The sequence below is a fragment of the Pseudomonas sp. MHK4 genome, from assembly GCF_054600775.1.
In genome coordinates this window covers 1-20,397 of record NZ_BAAIAK010000004.1, presented here as the reverse complement: position 1 = coordinate 20,397, position 20,397 = coordinate 1, and the positions used below count along the sequence as shown (strand labels likewise).

The 20,397-nt window shown below is 59.3% G+C and carries 19 protein-coding genes, 1 tRNA gene and 2 pseudogenes; 9 read left to right on the top strand and 13 right to left on the bottom strand.

Annotation, left to right across the window (positions count from 1 at the left end; all coding sequences use genetic code 11):
- Nucleotides 1–43: 43 nt before the first annotated feature.
- The 3 genes from ACYP2Q_RS11990 to dibA all read right to left on the bottom strand — a co-directional run bounded on the left by ACYP2Q_RS11990 (nucleotide 44) and on the right by dibA (nucleotide 3,400).
- A complete protein-coding gene (locus tag ACYP2Q_RS11990) occupies nucleotides 44–1,057 on the bottom strand; it encodes a sulfate ABC transporter substrate-binding protein (RefSeq protein ID WP_459730651.1) in 1,014 nt (337 codons plus the stop codon).
- Between the two features lie 82 nt (nucleotides 1,058–1,139).
- Nucleotides 1,140–1,322, bottom strand: coding sequence for a sulfur starvation response protein OscA (gene oscA / locus ACYP2Q_RS11985; protein ID WP_274075040.1), 183 nt, complete (start codon nucleotides 1,320–1,322; stop codon nucleotides 1,140–1,142).
- A gap of 158 nt (nucleotides 1,323–1,480) precedes the next feature.
- On the bottom strand, nucleotides 1,481–3,400 hold the full coding sequence (dibA, locus tag ACYP2Q_RS11980) for a phosphodiesterase DibA (RefSeq protein WP_459730650.1): 1,920 nt from the start codon (nucleotides 3,398–3,400) through the stop codon (nucleotides 1,481–1,483).
- 147 nt (nucleotides 3,401–3,547) lie between these two features.
- Between dibA and desA the strand changes: the two genes are divergently transcribed.
- Both desA and ACYP2Q_RS11970 read left to right on the top strand, forming a co-directional pair.
- Entirely contained in the window at nucleotides 3,548–4,732 is a 1,185-nt protein-coding gene (gene desA / locus ACYP2Q_RS11975; protein ID WP_459730649.1) for a delta-9 fatty acid desaturase DesA, read from the top strand.
- 147 nt (nucleotides 4,733–4,879) lie between these two features.
- The gene (locus tag ACYP2Q_RS11970; RefSeq protein ID WP_459730648.1) at nucleotides 4,880–5,866 is read left to right on the top strand and encodes a GGDEF domain-containing protein; all 987 of its coding nucleotides are present in this window, start codon (nucleotides 4,880–4,882) and stop codon (nucleotides 5,864–5,866) included.
- Between the two features lie 110 nt (nucleotides 5,867–5,976).
- On the opposite strand, the gene ACYP2Q_RS11965 is transcribed toward ACYP2Q_RS11970, so the two are convergent.
- The 3 genes from ACYP2Q_RS11965 to gabD form a co-directional block, all read right to left on the bottom strand.
- Complete coding sequence (locus ACYP2Q_RS11965) at nucleotides 5,977–7,191, bottom strand: HDOD domain-containing protein (RefSeq protein WP_459730647.1); 1,215 nt, start codon at nucleotides 7,189–7,191, stop codon at nucleotides 5,977–5,979.
- Nucleotides 7,192–7,327: 136 nt separating this feature from the next.
- Nucleotides 7,328–8,605, bottom strand: coding sequence for a 4-aminobutyrate--2-oxoglutarate transaminase (gene gabT, locus ACYP2Q_RS11960; protein ID WP_274075035.1), 1,278 nt, complete (start codon nucleotides 8,603–8,605; stop codon nucleotides 7,328–7,330).
- 186 nt (nucleotides 8,606–8,791) lie between these two features.
- On the bottom strand, nucleotides 8,792–10,234 hold the full coding sequence (gabD, locus tag ACYP2Q_RS11955) for an NADP-dependent succinate-semialdehyde dehydrogenase (RefSeq protein ID WP_459730646.1): 1,443 nt from the start codon (nucleotides 10,232–10,234) through the stop codon (nucleotides 8,792–8,794).
- A gap of 348 nt (nucleotides 10,235–10,582) precedes the next feature.
- Between gabD and ACYP2Q_RS11950 the strand changes: the two genes are divergently transcribed.
- The 6 genes and pseudogenes from ACYP2Q_RS11950 to ACYP2Q_RS11925 form a co-directional block, all read left to right on the top strand.
- Nucleotides 10,583–10,659 (top strand) — tRNA-Arg (locus tag ACYP2Q_RS11950).
- Between the two features lie 389 nt (nucleotides 10,660–11,048).
- Nucleotides 11,049–12,293: an S-type pyocin domain-containing protein gene (locus ACYP2Q_RS11945; protein WP_459730645.1), complete on the top strand. Its 1,245-nt coding sequence runs from the start codon at nucleotides 11,049–11,051 to the stop codon at nucleotides 12,291–12,293.
- A gap of 14 nt (nucleotides 12,294–12,307) precedes the next feature.
- Nucleotides 12,308–12,547 (top strand): pyocin S6 family toxin immunity protein, encoded by a 240-nt coding sequence (locus tag ACYP2Q_RS11940; protein ID WP_459730644.1) that lies wholly within the window; start codon nucleotides 12,308–12,310, stop codon nucleotides 12,545–12,547.
- Between the two features lie 236 nt (nucleotides 12,548–12,783).
- A pseudogene (locus ACYP2Q_RS11935) lies at nucleotides 12,784–12,941 on the top strand (colicin E3/pyocin S6 family cytotoxin); the annotation flags it as partial.
- Nucleotides 12,938–13,162 carry a DUF7683 domain-containing protein gene (locus ACYP2Q_RS11930; RefSeq protein ID WP_459730643.1) on the top strand — a complete coding sequence of 75 codons (225 nt, stop codon included), beginning with the start codon at nucleotides 12,938–12,940 and terminating at the stop codon, nucleotides 13,160–13,162. The pseudogene ACYP2Q_RS11935 and the gene ACYP2Q_RS11930, both read left to right, overlap by 4 nt.
- Before the next feature lie 75 nt (nucleotides 13,163–13,237).
- Nucleotides 13,238–14,017 (top strand): annotated as a pseudogene (locus tag ACYP2Q_RS11925) (AAA family ATPase); the annotation flags it as partial.
- Nucleotides 14,018–14,178: 161 nt separating this feature from the next.
- On the opposite strand, the gene ACYP2Q_RS11920 reads toward ACYP2Q_RS11925, so the two are convergent.
- The 7 genes from ACYP2Q_RS11920 to ACYP2Q_RS11890 form a co-directional block, all read right to left on the bottom strand.
- Complete coding sequence (locus ACYP2Q_RS11920; protein WP_459730642.1) at nucleotides 14,179–14,460, bottom strand: BrnA antitoxin family protein; 282 nt, start codon at nucleotides 14,458–14,460, stop codon at nucleotides 14,179–14,181.
- Nucleotides 14,420–14,692, bottom strand: coding sequence for a BrnT family toxin (locus tag ACYP2Q_RS11915; protein WP_459730641.1), 273 nt, complete (start codon nucleotides 14,690–14,692; stop codon nucleotides 14,420–14,422). The genes ACYP2Q_RS11920 and ACYP2Q_RS11915 overlap by 41 nt, the downstream gene beginning before the upstream one ends.
- Nucleotides 14,693–14,797: 105 nt before the next feature.
- Nucleotides 14,798–15,067 (bottom strand): hypothetical protein, encoded by a 270-nt coding sequence (locus ACYP2Q_RS11910; RefSeq protein WP_459730640.1) that lies wholly within the window; start codon nucleotides 15,065–15,067, stop codon nucleotides 14,798–14,800.
- Between the two features lie 20 nt (nucleotides 15,068–15,087).
- Nucleotides 15,088–15,708, bottom strand: coding sequence for a hypothetical protein (locus ACYP2Q_RS11905; protein ID WP_459730639.1), 621 nt, complete (start codon nucleotides 15,706–15,708; stop codon nucleotides 15,088–15,090).
- A complete protein-coding gene (locus ACYP2Q_RS11900) occupies nucleotides 15,705–16,316 on the bottom strand; it encodes an RNA polymerase sigma factor (RefSeq protein WP_459730638.1) in 612 nt (203 codons plus the stop codon). The genes ACYP2Q_RS11905 and ACYP2Q_RS11900 overlap by 4 nt, the downstream gene beginning before the upstream one ends.
- Nucleotides 16,316–18,028 (bottom strand): vWA domain-containing protein, encoded by a 1,713-nt coding sequence (locus ACYP2Q_RS11895; RefSeq protein WP_459730637.1) that lies wholly within the window; start codon nucleotides 18,026–18,028, stop codon nucleotides 16,316–16,318. Before ACYP2Q_RS11895 ends, ACYP2Q_RS11900 begins: the two co-directional genes overlap by 1 nt.
- 86 nt (nucleotides 18,029–18,114) lie before the next feature.
- The gene (locus ACYP2Q_RS11890; RefSeq protein ID WP_459730636.1) at nucleotides 18,115–18,678 is read right to left on the bottom strand and encodes a YbhB/YbcL family Raf kinase inhibitor-like protein; all 564 of its coding nucleotides are present in this window, start codon (nucleotides 18,676–18,678) and stop codon (nucleotides 18,115–18,117) included.
- A 140-nt stretch (nucleotides 18,679–18,818) separates the two neighbouring features.
- Here ACYP2Q_RS11890 and ACYP2Q_RS11885 point away from each other — a divergent pair, with 140 nt between their 5' ends.
- Nucleotides 18,819–20,339, top strand: a complete 1,521-nt coding sequence (locus ACYP2Q_RS11885; RefSeq protein ID WP_459730635.1) for an FAD-dependent oxidoreductase — start codon at nucleotides 18,819–18,821, stop codon at nucleotides 20,337–20,339.
- The last annotated feature ends 58 nt before the right edge of the window (nucleotides 20,340–20,397 follow it).

The following is a 20,397-nucleotide window of genomic DNA, read 5'->3' as shown; positions in this document are numbered from 1 at the left end:
AGCCTCGAATCGCGATTCGAGGCTCCTTGATGGCTATTTAAGATTACTGCGCCTGGTAGATCTGGTCGAATACGCCGCCGTCGTTGAAGAATTTCGGCTGCGCGGTTTTCCAGCCGCCGAAGTCTTTGTCGATGGTCACCAGGTCCAGTTTCGGAAACTGCTGGGCGTATTTGGACGCGACATCCGTGTCCCGTGGACGATAGAAGTTTTTCGCCGCGATTTCCTGGCCGGCCGGGCTGTACAGGTGCTTGAGGTAGGCTTCGGCGATCTGCTCGTTGCCCTTCTTCTCGGCATTCTTGTCGACCACCGCCACCGGAGGCTCGGCAAGGATCGACAGCGAAGGCACGACGATTTCGAACTTGTCGGCGCCGCCATCTTCTTTCAGGGCCAGGAACGCTTCGTTTTCCCAGGCCAGCAACACGTCACCCTGACCGTTGTTGACGAAGGTAATGGTCGAACCGCGAGCACCGGTGTCCAGCACAGGCACGTGCTTGAACAGGGTTTGCACGTATTCCTTGGCCTTGGCTTCGTCACCGCCGTTGGCTTTGAGGCCATAGGCCCAGGCAGCGAGGAAGTTCCAGCGCGCACCGCCGGAGGTTTTCGGGTTCGGGGTGATCACCGATACGTCGTTCTTGACCAGGTCGCCCCAATCCTTGATGCCTTTAGGGTTGCCCTTGCGCACCAGGAACACGATGGTCGAGGTGTATGGCGTGCTGGCTTCAGGCAGGCGCTTCTGCCAGTCGGCCGGCAGGGTCTTGCCGAGCTTGGCGATTTCGTCGATGTCACCGGCCAGGGCCAGGGTCACCACGTCGGCGCGCAGGCCGTCGATCACCGCCCGACCCTGTTTGCCCGAGCCACCGTGGGATTGCTGGATTTTCACGCTGTCGCCGGCGTGGTCTTTCTGCCAGAACTTGATGAACTCGGCGTTGTAGTCCTGGTACAGCTCGCGGGTCGGGTCGTACGACACATTGAGCAGTTCGTAATCCTTGGCGACCGCAGAACCGGCAAACAGGGCACTGGCCAGGGCGGCCAAAGCGAAATGGCGAATCGACGACATGGTGAAAGCTCCTGGAATTCTAATTGTGTTGGCTATTTCTTATGGATTTCTGGGATCGCGGTGTCGGTAAAAAAAAATCGCTTCAGGCCGGTTTGTTGCCCGGTTGCTGCAAGCGGAATTTTTCCTTGCGTTCGATCTGGACCACCTGGGCGTTGTGCACGGTAATTTCCACCGCTCCAAAGCGCAGATCGCGCAGGGCGCTCTGGATTTCGCGCAGGATGGTTGCTTCGTCCTGGCCGTCAACGCTACGTAGAGATGCGCTCATGGTGCTGCTCCTTCGACTTGAGAGGTTGCCTGGCAGTGGCGGCACTGCTTGCGGCGTGAGACCAATAGTAGAGAGGCGCGGATATTCTTAAAAAGACTATTTAAGAATGTTTATATAACCAGAAGAGATTATTCGGCTGGACAAGGGGTTACAGGGATTTAGCGAATTTCAGGAACCTTGGTCCAATCCAGCTCCCTCGCCGGCACTGGGCGTCCAAACCAGTAACCCTGCCCCTGGTGGCTGCCGTGTTCGAGCAGGAACGCCGCCTGCTCGACCTGCTCGATGCCCTCGGCTTGCACCTGCAGGCCCATGCTCTGCGCCAGGGCGATGATGACCCGCACAATGGCCGCGTCGTCCTCGTCCCTCGGCAACCCGGCGACAAAGCCCTGGTCGATCTTGAGCTTTTGTACAGGCAAGCGCTTGAGCCGCAACAGCGACGAATAACCGGTGCCAAAATCATCGATGGCCAGCTGCACACCCAGCTCACGTAGCCGGTGCATTTGCTCAAGCGCGACCTCCGGATCTTCCATCACCGCGCTCTCGGTGACTTCCAGCTCCAGGCAACCCGGCTCCAATCCGGTTTCGCGCAGCACCTGCACCACTTGCTGGTACAACTCGCGACCGGCGAACAGACGCGATGAAACATTCACCGCGACAAACGACAGCTCCACGCCCGCCTCTTGCCACTGGCACATCTGCCGGCAGGCCTGGCGCATCACCCAGGCATCGATCTGGGCGATCAGTCCGGTCCGCTCGGCCACCGGGATGAATTGCGCCGGGGACACCAGGCCGCGTTGCGGATGCTCCCAGCGCACCAATGCTTCGACGCCAACCAGGCGACAGCTCTTGAGGTCGTGAACAGGCTGGTAAAACACGCGCAGTTCATCTTGCTCAAGGGCGCGGCGCAGCTCAGAGGCGGTCTCGACCCGCTGCCGGGCATGGGTCGTCAACTCTTCGGTGTAGAGGGCATAGCCATCACGCCCACCGCTCTTGGCCTTGAACAGTGCCGAGTCGGCGTTGCGCAACAACTGCTCGGCACTCAAGGCGTCACTGGGGAACAGACTGATACCGATGCTGGCGTTGATGAACAGCCGATGCCCGTGGATGTCGAACGGCTCCTTGAGACCTTCGATGATCCGCTGGGCCACCGCCGCGGCCTGCATCAGTTGCGCACAGCTTTCGGCCAGCACAGCGAACTCGTCGCCACCCAGGCGCGCCAAGGTGACTCCGGGGTCGAGCATGGCACCCAAGCGTTCGGCCACGGCCTTGAGCAATTGGTCACCCAGCGCGTGCCCGAGGCTGTCGTTGATCATCACGAAGTGATCCAGATCGATTATCAGCAACGCACAACCCCGCTTGTGGATCTGCGCAGACGCCAGGGCTTGCGTGGCACGGTCGGTGAACAGCAAGCGGTTGGGCAGGCCCGTGAGTGGATCGTGATGGGCCAGGTGCCGCAACTCGTGTTCCGAGTCCTTGATCGCGCTGATATCGGAAAACACCGCCACGAAATGACTGCAACGCCCCAGGTCGTCGTGAATGACGCGAATGGTCTGCCATTGTGGATAGATTTCGCCGCTTTTGCGCCGGTTCCAGATTTCCCCACTCCACTCACCGACGCTGTTAAGCGTGGCGAACATCGCCTGGTAGAAAGCCGGTGGATGATGCCCAGACTTGAACAGGCTGGGTTGGCGCCCAAGCACCTCCTCACTCTGATAGCCGGTGATCGCCATGAAGGCGCGGTTCACATGCACGATCAGCCCCTGGGGATCGGTGACCAACACACCTTCACGGGTGCAATCGAACACGGCGGCCGCCTGGCGCAGACGCTCTCGATCTTCGCTTCGTTCGGGCGATGTCGCGCCGACACCCTGGCAACGCAGCAAGCGCTTGCGGGCCATGAAGATCAAGCCGGCGCTCAACACCACCCAGGCATAACCGTTGATCAGTTGCCAGCGTAAGCGCTCGGCCGAGCTATCGAATAAACTGCTCAATAAGTAGCCACTGAGCTGCATCCAGACGACGGAAATCAGCAGGTATAACAACGCTGCACGCACGGCATCGCGATAGCTGGCAGACATAAGGCTGTCCATGTCCCTACGAAAAAGTCGGGATTATAGTTTAAAGACACATCCTGCCACTCTTATCTGAAAGGGCGACTGGTTTTATCTGTCCGCTTAGTGATAATGCATCGGCTGTTTTTTTCTTTTTCGAGGGCCCTATAGCCTATGTGGTACCAAGGTTTTCTCGGCTTGTCGCCCTGGTCTCTGGTGGCAGTCACCTTGCTGATGACCCACGTCACGATCATCGGCGTCACGGTCTATCTGCACCGTTACTCAGCCCATCGCTCACTTGAGCTGAATGCTGGCCTGAAACATTTCTTCCGCTTCTGGCTGTGGTTGACCACGGCGCAGAACACCCGCGAGTGGACCGCCATCCACCGCAAGCACCACGCCAAGTGCGAAACGGTCGACGACCCGCACAGCCCGGTGATCAAGGGTCTGTCCACCGTCCTGCGCAAAGGCGCCGAGCTGTACCGCGCCGAAGCCGAAAACCCCGAGACCCTGCGCATCTACGGCAAGAACTGCCCCGATGACTGGATCGAACGCAACGTCTACACCCGCTTCCCGCTGCTGGGCGTGGCGATCATGGGCGTTATCGACCTGCTGCTGTTCGGCACCATCGGCATCACCATCTGGGCCATCCAGATGATGTGGATCCCGGTGTGGGCCGCCGGCGTGGTCAATGGCCTGGGCCATGCCGTCGGCTACCGCAACTTCGAGTGCCGCGATGCGGCGACCAACCTGGTGCCCTGGGGCATCCTGATCGGTGGTGAAGAGCTGCATAACAACCATCACACCTACCCTAACTCGGCAAAACTGTCGGTGAAGAAGTGGGAGTTCGACCTGGGCTGGGCCTGGATCCAGGTGTTCAGCTTCCTGCGCCTGGCCAAGGTCCAGCGGGTCGCGCCGATTGCCCACCGTGTCGAAGGCAAGGGCAGCCTGGACATGGACACCGCCATGGCGATCCTCAACAACCGCTTCCAGATCATGGCCCAGTATCGCAAGCTGGTGATCGGGCCACTGGTCAAGCAGGAACTGGAAAAGGTCGATCATTCGGTCCGCCACCAGTTCCACCGTGCCAAGCGTTTGCTCTCGCGGGAAACCAGCCTGCTGGACGACAAGCACCACGTACGCATCCAGACCATGCTCGAACACAGCCAGGCGCTGAAGGTCATCTACGAGAAACGCCTGGCCTTGCAGCAGATCTGGGTCAAGACCAGCTCCAACGGCCACGACATGCTGGCCGCCATCAAGGATTGGGTACACGAAGCGGAAGCCAGCGGGATTCAATCCCTGCGTGACTTCGCCGATCAGTTGAAGACCTACTCCCTGCGCCCTAGCACTGCCTGACACCGTTGATCGGTGCGCCCTTTAGCAGGGCGCACCCTTCGGAACTTCGCTGTAAATCCCCTATCTCAAAGACACTTCGCCATCCAGGCGGGCTTCGCCGTGGCCGCTTCGACCTTGAGCGGTGCACACCCTTTGAGATTTGTGCCAATGGTCAATAACCAACAAGACTCGTCCCTTGTGCAGTGGCCCGAGGCCGCGCAAACCCTGATGGCACTGATGCACGCCCAAGGCGAAGTGGCGCGCCTGAGCGAGCGTGAACAGCTGTTCAGCACCTTGCTGGTGAGCGTCAACGCGGTGCTGTGGGCATTCAACTGGGAAACCCGCCAGGTGCTGTATGTCAGCCCTGCCTATGAACGGATTTTCGGCCGCAGTGCCGACCTGCTGTTGGCCGACTACAACCAATGGCGCGACAGTATTTACCCCGACGACCTCGAGTACGCCGAGCGAAGCCTGGCGGACGTGCTGGTCAAAGGTGCCGTCGAAGACCGCGAGTACCGAATCATTACCGCCGACGGGCAGCTGCGCTGGCTCAGCGACAAATGCTTCATCAACCGCCAGGCCGAGCCCGGGCAGCCGGTGATCATTGTCGGCATCGCCGAAGACATCACCGACAAGAAGCAGCTGGAGTCCGAACTGCAACGGCTGGCGACCACCGACGCCCTGACCCGCAGCAGCAACCGCCGGCATTTCTTCGAAGGCGCCGAGCACGAATTCGAGCAGGCACGACAACAGGGCACGCCGCTATCGTTTCTCATGCTCGACATTGATGATTTCAAGGTCATCAACGACACCTACGGCCACCAGGAAGGCGACAACGTGCTGCAACACATTGCCGACAGCGGCCGCGCGGCGCTGCGCCGCGGCGATCTGTTCGGGCGCATAGGCGGTGAGGAATTCGCCGCGGTGTTCCCCGGCTGCACGCCGCAGATGGCCCTGCAAGTGGCTGAGCGCGTGCAACGGGAGATTCAGAGCCTGAGCTTCAGCCATGATGGCCAGACGTTTGGCATCACCGTCAGCCAGGGCCTGACCAGCCTCACGCCCGAGGATGAAAGCGTGGAAAACCTGTTCGCCCGGGCGGATGCGGCGATGTACGAGGCCAAGCGCCAGGGCAAGAACCGCATCATCACTGCCTGAACGGCACACCCCCCTGTAGGAGCTGGCTTGCCAGCGAAAGCGGTGTACCTGACTCACCGAGTCGCCTGGATTCGCTGGCAAGCCAGCTCCTACAGAGGACGGCGTAAGCCTTATTTCTTGCGCATCCTTACCAACTCCGGCAAGCCGATCTTCAGCAACCGCGCCGTCCGGCTGTTGGCCAGCGCCTCAAGGCCCTCGTGCTCGTTCAGGCGCGCCAGTTGTGCCGCCATGTTCATCACCAACGCTTCACGGGAGTAAACCCCGCCACCGAGCTGGTAAGCGGCCGCAATCAGCTGCCGTAGCTCAAGCGGTAGCCGCCAGCGGGTGCGCAACGCCGAACCATAGGCGGCACCGAATTGGGCCAACGCCTCGCCCACTTGCTCCTGCTCGTCCAGCTCGCCACCGGCCTGTTTCCATTCCTGCAAACAGCGCAACAACGCCAGGTCGCCCAGTCGATGCAGCATGCCGGCGCAGTAGCAACGTGCCTGATCCAGATCCAGCAAGCGCGCCAGCGTTCGAGCGTACTCGGCGGTGTGTAGCGACAAATCCCAGTAACGCTCGGCATAGTCCGCCAGTTGCGGATCGCTGAGCCGCGCACTGCGCTTGAGCGTCAGGCCCAGTATCAGGTTCATGCTTTGCCCGGTGCCCAACCGATGCAGGGCCTGGGACAGGGTTTGCACGGCGGTGCCATGGTGCTGGGCGGCGCTGTTGGCGGCGGCGATCAGCACGGCGGTGACCTGCGGATCGGTGCGAATTTCATCTTCAAGCACCGTCAAATCCAGGCCATCTGGATTGAGGCTGCGCTTGACCGCCACTTGCACGTCGGTCATCAGCGGCGCGCCTTCCGCCAGTTCGCGACGGCGCTCAAGAAACACCGACAAGGTCATGCCCGGCGCCAGCGTTGGCACCTCGCACGCTACCTCCTCCCCGGCGTTCAGCAGCAACACCTGCAGGCGCTGGGTCAGGCTTGCCATGTTCAGGGGTTTGGTCAGGTAGGCAGCGGGGGCCAACGGCAAGGCCTCACGTACGCTCGCACTGTCGTTGCGGCTGCTCATCAGAATGAACGGCAACGGTGGATTGCGCTTGCGCTGACGCACACTGCGCAACACATTCAGGCCATCGACGCCCGGCAACTCCCAGTCGGCAATGACCAGGTCGTAGGGGTTTGACGCCAGCAACTCCAACGCCTGCTGACCATCGGCACACAAGTCCAGCCGCGCATCGCAGCGAACGTTCAACAACACTTCCTTGAGCAGATCGCGGGACCAGGGGTCGGCCTCGGCGATCAAAACCCTTGGAGTCGCGGGTAAAATGACGATTGTCATACAGCTCTCCCTGGCAATGCGTGAACCTTAGCCAAAGCCGGCCATTGGATACAGCGCTAATACGCTTTATGTGTTTTTGAGGGTATGAAAAAACCCGCCGAAGCGGGTTTTTTGCGAAGCAGGTCACACTCGCAGATCAGAGCTCGGAGAAGCACTCTTCGATGATCGCCAGGCCTTTGTCCAGTTGCTCGTCCGGCGAAGTCAGCGGTACCAGGACGCGCAGAACGTTGCCGTAGGTGCCGCAGGACAACAGGATCAGACCCTTGTCGCGAGCCTTGGCTACAACGGACGCTACGGCTGCAGCGTTCGGCTTGTGGCTGTCGCCGTTTTCGAACAGCTCGACCGCGATCATCGCGCCCAGGGCACGTACTTCACCGATCACCGGGTACTTGGCCTGGATGGCTTTCAGGCCAGTCACCAGACGCTCGCCGACAGCCTTGCAGCGGTCCAGCAGGTGCTCTTCTTCGAACACTTCCATCACGGCCAGGGCCGCGGCGCAAGCGATCGGGCTACCGGCGTAGGTGCCACCCAGGCCGCCTGGAGCGATAGCGTCCATGTACTCGGCCTTACCGCACACACCGGCCAGCGGGAAGCCGCCAGCGATGGATTTGGCGAAGGTGGTCAGGTCGGCAGCAACGCCCATCTGTTCCATGGCGAAGAAAGTACCGGTACGGCCAGCGCCGGTCTGTACTTCGTCAGCGATCAGCAGGATGCCGTGCTGGTCGCACAGGGCACGCAGACGCTTCATGAATTCTTTCGGAGCGACGTAGAAACCACCTTCGCCCTGAACCGGCTCGATGATGATCGCGGCGATGTCTTTCGGTTCGGCGTCGTTCTTGAAGATGCGCTCGATGGAAGCGATTGAGTCGTCGATGCTCACACCGTGCAGTTCGTTCGGGTACAGCGCGCGGAAGATGCCGCCTGGCATCAGGCCCATGCCGGCCGAGTAAGGCACGACTTTACCGGTCAGGCCCAGGGTCATCATGGTGCGACCGTGGTAAGCGCCGGTGAACGCGATCACACCAGCACGGCCAGTGGCGGCACGGGCGATCTTGATCGAGTTTTCCACGGCTTCGGAGCCGGTGGTGACCAGGAGGGTTTTCTTGGCGAAATCACCAGGAACCTTGGCGTTGATTTTTTCGCACACTTCTACGTACGGCTCGTAGGCCAGAACCTGGAAGCAAGTGTGGGTCAGCTTGTTCAGCTGCTCGGTTACGGCCGCGATGATTTTCGGGTGCACGTGGCCGGTGTTCAGTACAGCGATACCGCCAGCGAAGTCGATGAACTCACGACCTTCAACGTCGGTCACGGTCGCGTTCTTCGCCGACTCGGCGAAAATCGGGTGAATCTGGCCAACACCACGTGGAACTGCATTGGTACGGCGGGCCATCAAATCAGCGTTAGTCTTGCTCATTACATTCCTCATTCGCCGCTCATCGGTCGGCGTGGTTCAAGGATTAAGCGGTGGGGAGGTAACTGAGGCAGCATGCGATGATCGACTGCCACAGCTTTCCCGACCACAGAGAAAATTCCGGTTTGAAGCAGCGCAAAGGGACAGCGCTCTCGTGCCCTTTGCGCTTGAAGCAATGCTCTTCCCGGCTTAGATGCCCAGGCAGAGGTATTTGATTTCCAGGTAATCTTCGATGCCGTACTTGGAGCCTTCACGGCCCAGGCCCGAGGCCTTGATGCCGCCGAATGGCGCGACTTCGTTGGAGATCAGACCGGTGTTGACGCCGACCATGCCGTATTCCAGGGCTTCAGCCACACGGAACACACGACCCAGGTCGCGAGCATAGAAGTACGAGGCCAGGCCGAACTCGGTGTCGTTGGACATCGCGATCACGTCGGCTTCGTCTTTGAAGCGGAACAGCGGCGCCAATGGACCGAAGGTTTCTTCCTTGGCCACGGCAGCGTTGTTCGGCACGTTGGTCAGGATGGTCGGCTCGAAGAAGTTGCCTTCCATCGATTTGCCGCCGGACAGCACGGTGGCGCCTTTGGCAACGGCGTCGGCAATGTGCTCTTGCACCTTGGCCACGGCTTTTTCGTCGATCAGCGGGCCCGTGGTGGTGCCGTCTTCCAGACCGTTGCCGATCTTCAGCTTGGCCACGGCCACTTTCAGCTTCTCCGCGAACGCATCGTAGACCGAATCCTGAATGTACAGGCGGTTGGCGCAGACGCAGGTCTGGCCGTTGTTGCGGTACTTGGAAATGATCGCGCCTTCGACGGCCTTATCCAGGTCCGCGTCGTCGAACACGATGAACGGCGCGTTGCCGCCCAGTTCCAGGGACACTTTCTTGATGTCCTTGGCGCACTCGGTCATCAACTGACGGCCGATTTCGGTCGAACCGGTGAAGGACAGTTTGCGCACGATCGGGTTGCCAGTCAGCTCGCTGCCGATGTCGCCGGCACTGCCGGTCACAACACTGAACACACCGGCCGGGATGCCAGCACGATGGGCCAGTTCAGCCAGGGCGAACGCGGAGAACGGGGTTTGCGAAGCAGGCTTGAGCACCATGGTGCAACCGGCGGCCAGGGCCGGGCCGGCTTTACGGGTGATCATTGCGGCCGGGAAGTTCCACGGGGTAATGGCAGCGGTCACGCCGATCGGCTGCTTGATCACGATCAGGCGCTTGTCTGGCTGATGGCCCGGAATCACGTCACCGTAGATGCGCTTGGCTTCTTCGGCGAACCACTCGATGAACGAAGCGGCGTAAACGATTTCGCCCTTGGCTTCGGCCAATGGCTTGCCCTGCTCCAGGGTCATCAAACGAGCCAGGTCGTCCTGGTTCTCGATGATCAGCTCGAACCAGCGACGCAGCTTGTTCGCACGTTCTTTGGCGGTCAGTGCACGCCAGGCCGGCAGCGCTTTGTCAGCGGCTTCGATCGCACGGCGGGTTTCGGCAGCGCCCATTTTCGGCACGGTGCCCAGGATTTCGCCCGTTGCCGGGTTGTTGACCTTGATCGTCTGACCATTGTCCGCGTCAACCCAAGCGCCATCGATGAAGGCTTGCTGGCGGAACAACTGGGTGTCTTTAAGCTGCATGTCGGCTTTCCTTAACAGCACCGCGGCAGGCGCGGAGCAAATTATGATTGTAGAAAGGCGCCTCAGTAGGCTGCCGTCAGGGAAATCATTCACCGGGCTGAAGCACATAAATAGCGCACTGATTCAAATCGTGCGGTTCAGCACCCAGACAAGAGCGTTTGAAATCTCAAACGAATCCTAGGATCAAAGGGGGTAAAGGACAATAGGCCGTTCGAAAAAAAGAACGAAAACCTCTTTTTTGCTTCATTTTTCTGATCAACGTAGCAAACACAGGTTACGCTTTAAAAAAACACAGGCGATTCAGCAGCATGGACGCCCGCAATGCATATGAGTATCATGGCGCCCGCTGCACCAGTAGCTCAGCTGGATAGAGTACTGCCCTCCGAAGGCAGGGGTCGTGGGTTCGAATCCCGCCTGGTGCACCATACGTAGAAACGAGAAAGCCTCAGGCCGTAGGGTCTGGGGCTTTTTTGTGGGTCAAAAAAACCGCCTAAGCGGTTTTTTCATTCTGTGGTCCAATCAAACTCGTCGTATTCATCGAAAAATGCTGAACCCGCAAAGGTTCCGCGCATGAGCAGCTGCGCAGAATCACCGCCAGACAGGCACCACCGACCACCTGCGTCGCCATCGGTAAAGCGATCATCAGGTAGGGAGAGGTAAGTTCATGCGGCCTCCTCGTTAAACCCTACCCTCTACTCGGACAAATGTCGCAAAAGTCTTTTTGTTGCTGGGTACGACGCGCCCTTCTCAGAATGTCCCGCCTGACTTGATCCGAGGGAATGCAATGCGCTTGATAAGGAGGTCTGACAGGGGCTTGCTACGTGTCGAAGACCCGTATGTGGCCGCTCGAAAAGTTAGTAGCGCCCTGATGTGCGGGAGGTATTCCCTGCAAGGGTTGGCTGAGCTTCTGCGAACTACCTACATCACCCAGGACAGCGAGATTGTCGAGGCGGTCAGGAGAGGGGATTGGCTGCTGGTTTCAGACATCCCCATCCGCTCCGGCGGCGGCTACAGGCCCAGTCCAGCGCCCGAGCCTGAACCGGTCTACATCCGCCCCAAAGAGCCTTGGCCGGAGCCAAAGCCCCGCACCGATCGGGTGTTTGCCAAGTCCTGCGCCTCTGGAAACTGGGGCAGTACCAAACCCGGTACAGCCAGCGTCCCCGCCTCAGACTTTGGCAAGGTCATGCTGGTGGCGCCCATGCTTGTCCCCTCTTCAATCGAGGCGATTAAACTCGCGGTAGGCTTCGACGCGGTGCTGGGGCGCACAGCCGGTAGCGGCATCCTGCAACACGGATTCAGGTGGGCCTTGCGCGGCAATCCTGCCGGAGTGTTCATTGCGGGGATGCTCCCCTCCCAGATGGGCGATGGGACGCTCTACAATGACGACGATCTGCGCCAGGTAAGCCACGCACCTACCCGTGTCCGCTTTCAGTTTCGCCGTGATGCCGAAGGCGTGATGCAGGTCTATGGTATTCATACCGGCCCGTCCGGCGACGATTCCGTACGCACGGTGCAGGTCAAATGGAACGCCACCAAAACCGTGCTCGAAGCGGATTTGAACGGCATCACTATTTTGTGGACACCCAGCGGACGGCTGGCCATCCCGCCTTTGGTCCATCCTGAGCAACGCAGGAGCGATCCCATCATCCTGGTTCACCCCATACCGGAAAACACAGACTCGGCGATCGAGGGTTATCCGGCTGGCGAGGACGTTGAAACCGACGACTGTATTCTGGTGTTTCCGGCAAACACCGGGCTTAGCTCGCTGTACCTGGTATTTTCAAAACCTGCTGGCGGCGGTGATATCAAGTATCACCCTGCCCCCAAAGGGCTAACGGCTTTCCCTGACGCGGTGCGTGACAGTCCAAAATCTAGCGTCCAGGGGGGAGGAAAAAAACGCAGTCGCTGGAAGGATCGAAAAGGCCGAATTTATGAGTGGGACAGCCAGCATGGAGCGGTTGAGATATACGATAAACAGGGCAAGCACTTAGGTGAATTCGACGCTGAAACTGGCGATATGAGAAAACCGCCGAAACCAGGTCGTACAACACCAAAATAAACAGAGAAAAAATCATGTTCTTAGAAATCACAGGATTCCTTGCAAGCGGTAGCGCAGACAGCTCGATTAAGTTTGAACTGGACATCGCTCAGGAGTATGAGCAAGTAGTTATGGATGTATTGGGTTGGGAAAGCTTAGCGGCGGAGGCTGATGGGGAGCTTCCACTAACGAGCGAGCAAGTGCAGCAAATAGCCGAAGCAATTAATGAGCAATTACCGACGGCGCTAGACCTGTTCATCGGAGTACGGGCGTAGCGGAGTGAATGCGAGAGTGTGACCAAGTACGGCGCCAGCGATTTGCCCTAATCGAGTGACGCTAGCCTGACACCAGAGCGGAACAGATCGCCACTGAACGCATCCACTACACCCGATCTGGATCGCCTCACGCTCTCCGATTTGAAATCGAGAAACCCTAAATGGATCGTCTACTGCGTTTCGAGCGCGACTTTGGCAATTGCTCGACTGCACCATTTCAAACCGATGCAGTGCCGCGCCGATGGAAGACAAGAGATGGGATTTTTTCGAGTGGGATAGCCAGCATGGAGCTGTTGAGAAATACAACAAACGCGGAAAGTACCTAGGGGAGTTTGACCCAAAAACAGGTGAGCAAACCAAAAATGCTGACGATACTCGCGAGGTGGAATCTTGAAATACATCATTGAAGCTTTCGACAAAGAAACCGAGTTCATGCCTTTTGAAGTTGAGCTACCTGAAGGATGCGATTCGCAGCTGACGGAAATCATGGGATGGTCAATGACTCAGCGCGGAGACGAAGGCTATAACCCGAACTCCAGCCGAGTTACCGCCATTGAGGCATTAGTCGGTAGGCAGATGGGCCGTGCGCGACAACCCTGGCGGAGTCGTCAATAGCAGAAATGCTCCCAACCCAGATGGGCAACTGCGAAAAATAAATACGTCCCCTTTTTTGCCCAAAAACCAGGAAAGGTTCTCAGTGAAGGCGAGCAGAAAGTCGTTTCGCTAGCTGCTTACCTCGCTGAGATAAAAACATTTGCAAATTCATCGCCCATCGTCTTTGATGATCCAGTTAGCTCTCTTGATCACGTATATCGCGAAAAAATCGCCTCCCGCCTATGCCAGGAGGCCCTATCTAGACAATTAATAATTTTTACCCACGATCTGGCACTTATAATGGAAATCGATGGTAAGTGCACCGAAATGGCATTGAGTGAGAGTACACGCCCTGCCGTTTCATCATTTACAGTCAGAAGAAATGGAAAGGATTCTGGATTCTGCCATATAGAGGCGCCTTGGCGAGGAATGAGCACAAGTAGCAGAGCGCATAATTTGGAGCAGGAGTTAAATTCTTTCAAGGATCTATATGATACAGATATCTCAGATTATAATAAAAGATCTGCAATGCTCTACTGCCTACTAAGGGAGGCCTGGGAGGCATCGATAGAGCAAGACCTTTTCTTTGATATAGTTAGCCGCGGAAGAAATAGCGTACAAACTACGAGACTAGGCCAAATCACAATCGAGCCTTCAGATGCTAACCGAGTAACTATCAATATGTCCCTCGCTAGCAGTTGGATGTACGGCCACGATAAATCTCGGGCTCTCTCTGAGAATAGGCCAACGCCAGCAGAGATAAAAACTCATATAAACGAGTTGAGAACATTTGCTAGCGACATTGCTACCCGTAGGAAAGCTGCCGAAAAAGCATTCAAAGCCCAGACCCAGGCTCCCATCAGCACCTTCGGATAAAGGAACATAGAAACGAGAAAGCCTCAGGCCGTTGGGTCTGGGGCTTTTTGTGGGTGTCGTCTTCGGGATTTCGGTGGGTGCATCACATTTTTTTGTGAACCGATGGCAAGCCGGCTGCCCCGCATTACTGCTCACCTCGAAGGGGCGAGGCGCACCCGTGGTTACGCCTTCAATTCGCTGGGCGTGTGCGTCTTGAGCCAGTCGGCCAAGGCGGCATTCATACGTGTTTGCCAGCCTGGCCCCGAGGCCTTGAATTGCGCCAGTACGTCAGCTTCAAGCCGGATCGTTATCCGCTCGCGCACGACGTCCGCCTTGGGCCTGCCGCGCCGAACAAGTCGAGCGCCCTTGAATTCGTCGGCGCGCTCAAAGAAGGTATCGGTGAGTTCCGGTGCATCGTCTGGATCAACCCAGACGGCTTCGGTATTGGGTTTGTTCGCGCTCATTGGCTTTCCTCATAGAGATGATGCGGCGAGCCTCGCCGCGAGGCGTCCAGACCATCACCACCATTCGACCGATCAACAAGCCGACGGTGATAAAGCGGAGCTCTCCGTATTCCTGCCGCATGTCCTGGGCGGTGAAGTGGTGACCAGCAAAGACGGCAGCAGCGTCGGCAAAGTCAACCCCACGCTCGATCAGGGTCTTGTCACGCTTGGCAGGGTCGAAGGTTATTTGCATGGATTTATTGTATGCACATTAAATCAAGCATGCAAGGTATTGCGTCATGACACTAATTGGGGCATCGATAGCGCCCCAAACAAAAAAACCGCCGAAGCGGTTTTTTCATTCTGTCGTCCAGTCAAACTCGTCGTATTCATCATCCTCATCGTCCTCGAATTCTTCCTCTTCAAGAACGTCTTCGTCCTCTGCCTCGTCCACTTCCGGCTGATTCAGCAGAAAATCCTTACGACTTTCAGTAATTGCCCGCCGTAGTTCCTCGCCCTTTTCCGGGCAGTTGAGCATTTGGGCGATGCGGTCGATTTTTTTTGTCACGGCATCCTCCAACGCATCGACTATGGCCCGATAGTGCGCGCTTTCGGGCCATGATGCCAAATCGTCGAGCGTTAGGCCGATCAGTTTTTCTGCAATTCCTTGAGTCGGGCGCTGAGGTTTTCGTCGGGGAAGCGTTTGTGCAGGTCGGCCAGCAGTTTATCGGCGGCTTGCTTGTGCCCGGTTTTTTGCAGGCGCAGCACTTCGCGCAATTGCTCATCCAGGGATGTCACCGGGGCCGCGGCACGCTTGCTGGCTTTGGCTTGGTCCGCCATGTCGGCACTGAAAGCTTCGCGCTGTGCAGGGGCTGCCGATTCCGCCATTGGCGCGGCGGGTGCAGGGGCCGGTGCTGAGAGCGCGCCAGCCGGAGCATTGAGGGAACGGGCCAGCGCTGGCGGCGCTGCTTCGGCTTCCTGTTTGGCGACCGGTGCCGCAGGCGCGAAGTCGTAGCCGGGCACTTGCTCAGGCGTGCGCTGGACCAGCGAGAGCATCAGTGCGATGCCGACCAGGCTGGCGAATGCCACTTGCCAGCGGGGTTGCTGGCAGGCGCGAATCCAGCGTTGCCAGAGACCTCGCTTCGGCGCGGGCGCTTCGTTGCGCGCGGCGGCCAGGATCAAGGCGTCGAGATGCGCCGGGGGTTCGCCGGTGGCCTGCTCGCGGTAATGTTCGAGCGTTCGGTCCGTTGTGTGCTTGGCGTCAGTCATGTCAGTACCTCCTCGGCCAGCAGCCGACGCAGTTTTTGCTGGGCGTAACGCAAGCGGCTCTTGACGGTTTCCAGCGGTGTTTCGGTGAGGGTGGCGATCTGCGGCAAATCGAGATCGCTGTAGGCGCGCAGCAAGAACACTTCGCGCTGGTCGGCGGGCAAGGCTTGCAGGGCGGCCTCCAGACGCTGGCTGTCGCGGCTCAGGCTCAGCAGTTGCTCGGGATCGGTTGTGTCATCGGGCAGAGCATGGGCCTGTTCGTCGTAGCTGTCGTGCAGCGGTTGATGGACGCCGTGTTTGCGCCAGTGATCGATCAAGCGGTTGCGGGCAATCTGGCAGAGCCAGGTACGAAAAGTAGCCCGACCTTGTGGCTGACTGCCGCTGCGGATCAGGCTCAACCAGGTTTCCTGATAGACCTCCTCGGCGAGTTCCGCCCTGCCGCTCAACCCCAGCAGAAACCGGTATAAGCCATGGCGGTGGCGCGCGTACAGAATCTCGAACGCCGCGCCCTCGCCCTCGCGATAACGGGCCAGCAGCGCTTCGTCGCTGCTGGCCTCGGAGCTGCTTGCGGGCGCAAACAGCTGGCTGATGAACCCCTTCAATCGACTCACTATTCAATCCGTCGGTCAGAGTCGATTGGATTCGACGCGGTGGTCGTGCGCAGACTCTGCGCCAGTTGCACCAACTGCACGAACTCGCTGCGCAGGCCGAAGCGGTCATCGCCCCGTGCACCACGGGCCAGCGCTTCGGTGTCCTTGAGCCTGAACTCGCCGGTGTAGCGGCCGTCCTTGAGCTGCTGGGAAAACGCCGCCACTGCCGCTGCAAAGCGCAGGTCGTCACTGGCTTTGTCCACTGGGCTGTCAACGATCGGGCGTTCGATCAAGCGACTATTCCCACCTTCCGGTAACTGATAACGCACACGCAGCATCGCCAATTCTCCGCTTTTATCGGAAACAGCCAAGCCCGGTTTGCCGTAGCGCAGCGGTTCCAGCCAGCCCTTCTCACCCTTGGGCACAATTTCGTACAACGCCGTCACGGTATGCCCTGCACCGATTTCACCGGCATCTACCTTGTCATTGCTGAAATCCTCACGTTTGAGCGCTCGGTTTTCATAGCCGAGCAGCCGATACTCGCTGACCTGTGCCGGGTTGAACTCCACCTGCAGCTTTACGTTTTTCGCCACCACGGCGAGGGTCGAGCCGAGTTGATCCACCAGCACCTTGCGCGCCTCGCGCAGGTTGTCGATGTAGGCGTAATTGCCATCGCCGGCATCGGCCAGTTGTTCCATCAGGTGTTCATTGTAGTTATCCACACCGAAACCCAGGGTGGTCAGGGATACGCCCGTCTTGCGTTTATCCACAGCCATTTGCCTGAGGCTGTCGAAGTCGCTGACGCCGACGTTGAAGTCTCCGTCAGTGGCCAGTAGAACGCGGTTGATGCCCTTGGGGATAAACGCCTGTTGCGCCTGTTGATAAGCCAGTTCGATACCCGAGGCTCCTGCGGTGGAACCACCCGCGGTCAATTGATCGATGGCTGCACGAATCTTCACCTTTTCTCGTCCGGAAGTGGGTTCCAGTACCACGCGCGATTCCCCGGCGTAGACCACCAATGAAACCCGGTCTTGTTCTCGCAGTTGATCGACCAGCAATTTCAGCGTGCTTTTGACCAGCGGCAGGCCCTCGCGGCGATCCATCGAGCCGGACACGTCCACCAGGAACACCAGGTTCGCCGGGGCCAGTTGCGCGACCGCGCGGTCCGAGGCCTTGATGCCGATGCGCAACAAGCGCGTATGCGAATTCCAGGGAGACGCTGCCAGTTCCGTGGTCACGCCAAAGGGCGAACCATCTGTGGGCAAGGCGTAGTCGTAAGGGAAGTAATTGACCATCTCCTCCAGACGCACCGCCCCTTCCGGTGGCAGTCGCCCTTGGTTGAGCAAACGGCGGACGTTGGCGTAGGCGCCGGTGTCGACGTCGGCGCTGAAGGTCGAGACCGGCGTTTCGGCGACGCTGTGGATGGCGTTGTCGGCCAGGGCCTGGTATTGCTCGCGCTGTTCGTCGCGATAGCCCTGTGGATAAGATTCGCCCGGGGGCATCGGCGCGAAGCCGGCCATCGGTGCCGGCCTGACGCTGCGCTTGCTTATCGACGCATCGGCGTCGAGCATTTCTTGCTGCACAGGCGATTCGGTTTTCAACTCGGCCTGGGCCGGCTCGGACACCGAGGCAGGATCGGGCGTGGACGAAACACCGCAGCCGGCAACGGCCAGCAACAGCCCGGCGGCGAAACCCTGGGCGAGCGGACGCAGAATATGCAGAGGGAGGGACATGGGGCTGACCTCAGGAGGAAATTGATCCATTCATCCTGTAAGACGGACAGCCCCAACGGTTCGGGTTAACCCGCGCTAAAAAATCTTCAGCGGTGGTAGCGCCGTACCACGCTGCTATTTCTCAGCACGTGACCTTTGATTTTTTCCAGCAGTTGGGCGCGAGTCAGGCCGGCTGGCAGGGCATCCGGCGCCAGGTCCAGGGCGTAGAGCTGGATGATGTAGTGATGCGCGCTGTCGCCAACCGGTGGGCAAGGACCGATGTACCCCGTCGTGCCTTTGCTGTTGGTGCCACCGACACCTTCGAGCGCGGATTTTGCGCCGACGCCCGCCGCAATCTGGTGAGTGCCGGCCTTGATGCCGTAATGCACCCAATGATCGACGCCCTGGCCTTTTTGGCCGTCGGGGTCATGCATGACGATGGCGTAGCTGAGCGTGCCAGCGGGGCCGGCGTTCCAGTTCAGTGCTGGCGAGACGTTGTGCCCACCGCAACCCTGGGCGTCACTGGCGGCGGCCGAGGTGAACAGGCGATCATCCGAGACGCCCGGGATGTTCAGGGTGAAACGCTCTTGGGCCGCCTGCGCCGGAAATTGCACGCAAAGGGCGACTGTTAAGGCCGCTAGCCAAGGGGTCAGAGAGGTCAATCGGGTCATACCGGGAGCACCTTGTGCGGATGGGGCCGAGGTCGGCGAGCAAACTATAGCCGGACCGTTCACGCGGTGGCAGTGGGAATTGGATGAACCTCGCGATAAGCGCCAGACTCTTAATTGAAACGCCTGTCTGGAGAGCGATCATGACCCTGCATCGCGTTGCCCGTGTCGCCGATATACCCGAAGACCGTGGCCTGGAAGTCAGCGTCCAGGGCAGCAAGATCCTCCTGCTGAAAGTCGGCGATCAAGTGCGCGCCTATCAAGGCGAATGCCCGCATGCCGGGGCGCCGCTGGCCGAAGGCGCGCTGTGCCATGGGCGGCTGACCTGTCCGTGGCACAAGGCGCAATTTCGGATCGAGGATGGCGGGTTGTGCGAACCTCCCGCCCTGGACAGCCTCAAGCGCTATCCCCTCGAGGTGCGTGACGACGAAGTCTGGGTGGGCGATCAGCCGCTGCAGGACGCCCACACCCCACCCGCCGATGACGCACGTACCTTTGTGATTGTCGGTGCGGGTGCTGCGGGAACGGCGGCGGCATCGGCCCTGCGTGAGAAAGGTTTTGGTGGCCGGGTGCTGCTGGTCGACCGCGAAACAGCGGGTTATGACCGCACGGTGCTGAGCAAATTCGTGATTGCCGGGCAAACCCCGCCGGATGAAGTCCCTGCCCTGCGCGCTGAAGCGTTCTACCGCGAGCAACGCATCGAGCGGATCAACGCGCAAGTGACGAGCCTGGATGCTGAAAACCGGGTGTTGCAGTTGGCCGACGGCCAGTCACTCGAATATGACGCTGCCTTGTTGGCAACCGGAGGCATCCCCAAGCCACTGGAGTTACCCGGCGCCGAGCTGCCGCAGGTATTCGTATTACGCTCCAGGGACCATGCCCGGCAAATTCTGCAGAGCGCCAAACCCGGTCAGCGCGTGGTGATCATCGGCGACAGTTTCATCGCCATGGAGTCCGCTTCATCCCTGCGCCAATACAGTCTGGACGTCACGGTCCTGGCCCGGCAACAGGTGCCTTTTGCCAAACAGTTCGGCGACAGCGTAGGCAAAGCGATCCTGGCGCTGCACGAGGCTAACGGAGTGGTGTACCGGACGGACGGTGAGGCCGTGCAGATCGAAGGAACGACGCGAGTCGAAGCCGTGCTCCTGGATAATGATCAGCGTCTACCGGCGGACCTGGTGCTGGTGGGGATTGGCGTCACCCCGGCGACCGCAGCCTTTGCCGACCTGCCGAAGGAAAAGGATCAGTCGTTGCTGGTCGACGGCGGGATGCGCGTGACGGAAGGGCTGTGGGCCGCTGGCGATATCGCTACCTTCGCGCTCAATGGTCAACCGCAACGTATTGAACACTGGCGCCTGGCGCAACAACAGGCGCGGATCGCGGCGGCGAACATGCTCGGGGGCGATGAACATTACCTCGACGTGCCCTATTTCTGGACCTGGCACTTTGGCAAGAACTACGACTACCTTGGCCACGCGCAAGCCTGGGACGAAGTCGAGTTCAAGGGTGATCCGAACAACCCGCCCTTTATCGGCCTGTTCGGCAAAAACGGCGTGGTGACGGCGGCTGTGGCCTGTGAGGAAGAGCGCACGATGGCGATGCTCGCCGAACGGATGAAACAGCCGTTGCCCGTGGACGAGGCGTGGCGGTTGATTCGCGATTGAAACGGACCTGTAGGAGCCCGGCTTGCCGGCGAAGGCGATTTCAAATACGCCTTCGCCG

Bases quoted from the DNA above. Each gene is read 5' to 3' on its own strand.
- ACYP2Q_RS11990 (WP_459730651.1), bottom strand. From the start codon at position 1,057: ATGTCGTCGATTCGCCATTTCGCTTTGGCCGCCCTGGCCAGTGCCCTG.
- oscA (WP_274075040.1), bottom strand. From the start codon at position 1,322: ATGAGCGCATCTCTACGTAGCGTTGACGGCCAGGACGAAGCAACCATC.
- dibA (WP_459730650.1), bottom strand. From the start codon at position 3,400: ATGTCTGCCAGCTATCGCGATGCCGTGCGTGCAGCGTTGTTATACCTG.
- desA (WP_459730649.1), top strand. From the start codon at position 3,548: ATGTGGTACCAAGGTTTTCTCGGCTTGTCGCCCTGGTCTCTGGTGGCA.
- ACYP2Q_RS11970 (WP_459730648.1), top strand. From the start codon at position 4,880: ATGGTCAATAACCAACAAGACTCGTCCCTTGTGCAGTGGCCCGAGGCC.
- ACYP2Q_RS11965 (WP_459730647.1), bottom strand. From the start codon at position 7,191: ATGACAATCGTCATTTTACCCGCGACTCCAAGGGTTTTGATCGCCGAG.
- gabT (WP_274075035.1), bottom strand. From the start codon at position 8,605: ATGAGCAAGACTAACGCTGATTTGATGGCCCGCCGTACCAATGCAGTT.
- gabD (WP_459730646.1), bottom strand. From the start codon at position 10,234: ATGCAGCTTAAAGACACCCAGTTGTTCCGCCAGCAAGCCTTCATCGAT.
- ACYP2Q_RS11940 (WP_459730644.1), top strand. From the start codon at position 12,308: ATGTTCTTAGAAATCACAGGATTCCTTGCAAGCGGTAGCGCAGACAGC.
- ACYP2Q_RS11920 (WP_459730642.1), bottom strand. From the start codon at position 14,460: ATGAGCGCGAACAAACCCAATACCGAAGCCGTCTGGGTTGATCCAGAC.
- ACYP2Q_RS11915 (WP_459730641.1), bottom strand. From the start codon at position 14,692: ATGCAAATAACCTTCGACCCTGCCAAGCGTGACAAGACCCTGATCGAG.
- ACYP2Q_RS11905 (WP_459730639.1), bottom strand. From the start codon at position 15,708: ATGACTGACGCCAAGCACACAACGGACCGAACGCTCGAACATTACCGC.
- ACYP2Q_RS11895 (WP_459730637.1), bottom strand. From the start codon at position 18,028: ATGTCCCTCCCTCTGCATATTCTGCGTCCGCTCGCCCAGGGTTTCGCC.
- ACYP2Q_RS11890 (WP_459730636.1), bottom strand. From the start codon at position 18,678: ATGACCCGATTGACCTCTCTGACCCCTTGGCTAGCGGCCTTAACAGTC.
- ACYP2Q_RS11885 (WP_459730635.1), top strand. From the start codon at position 18,819: ATGACCCTGCATCGCGTTGCCCGTGTCGCCGATATACCCGAAGACCGT.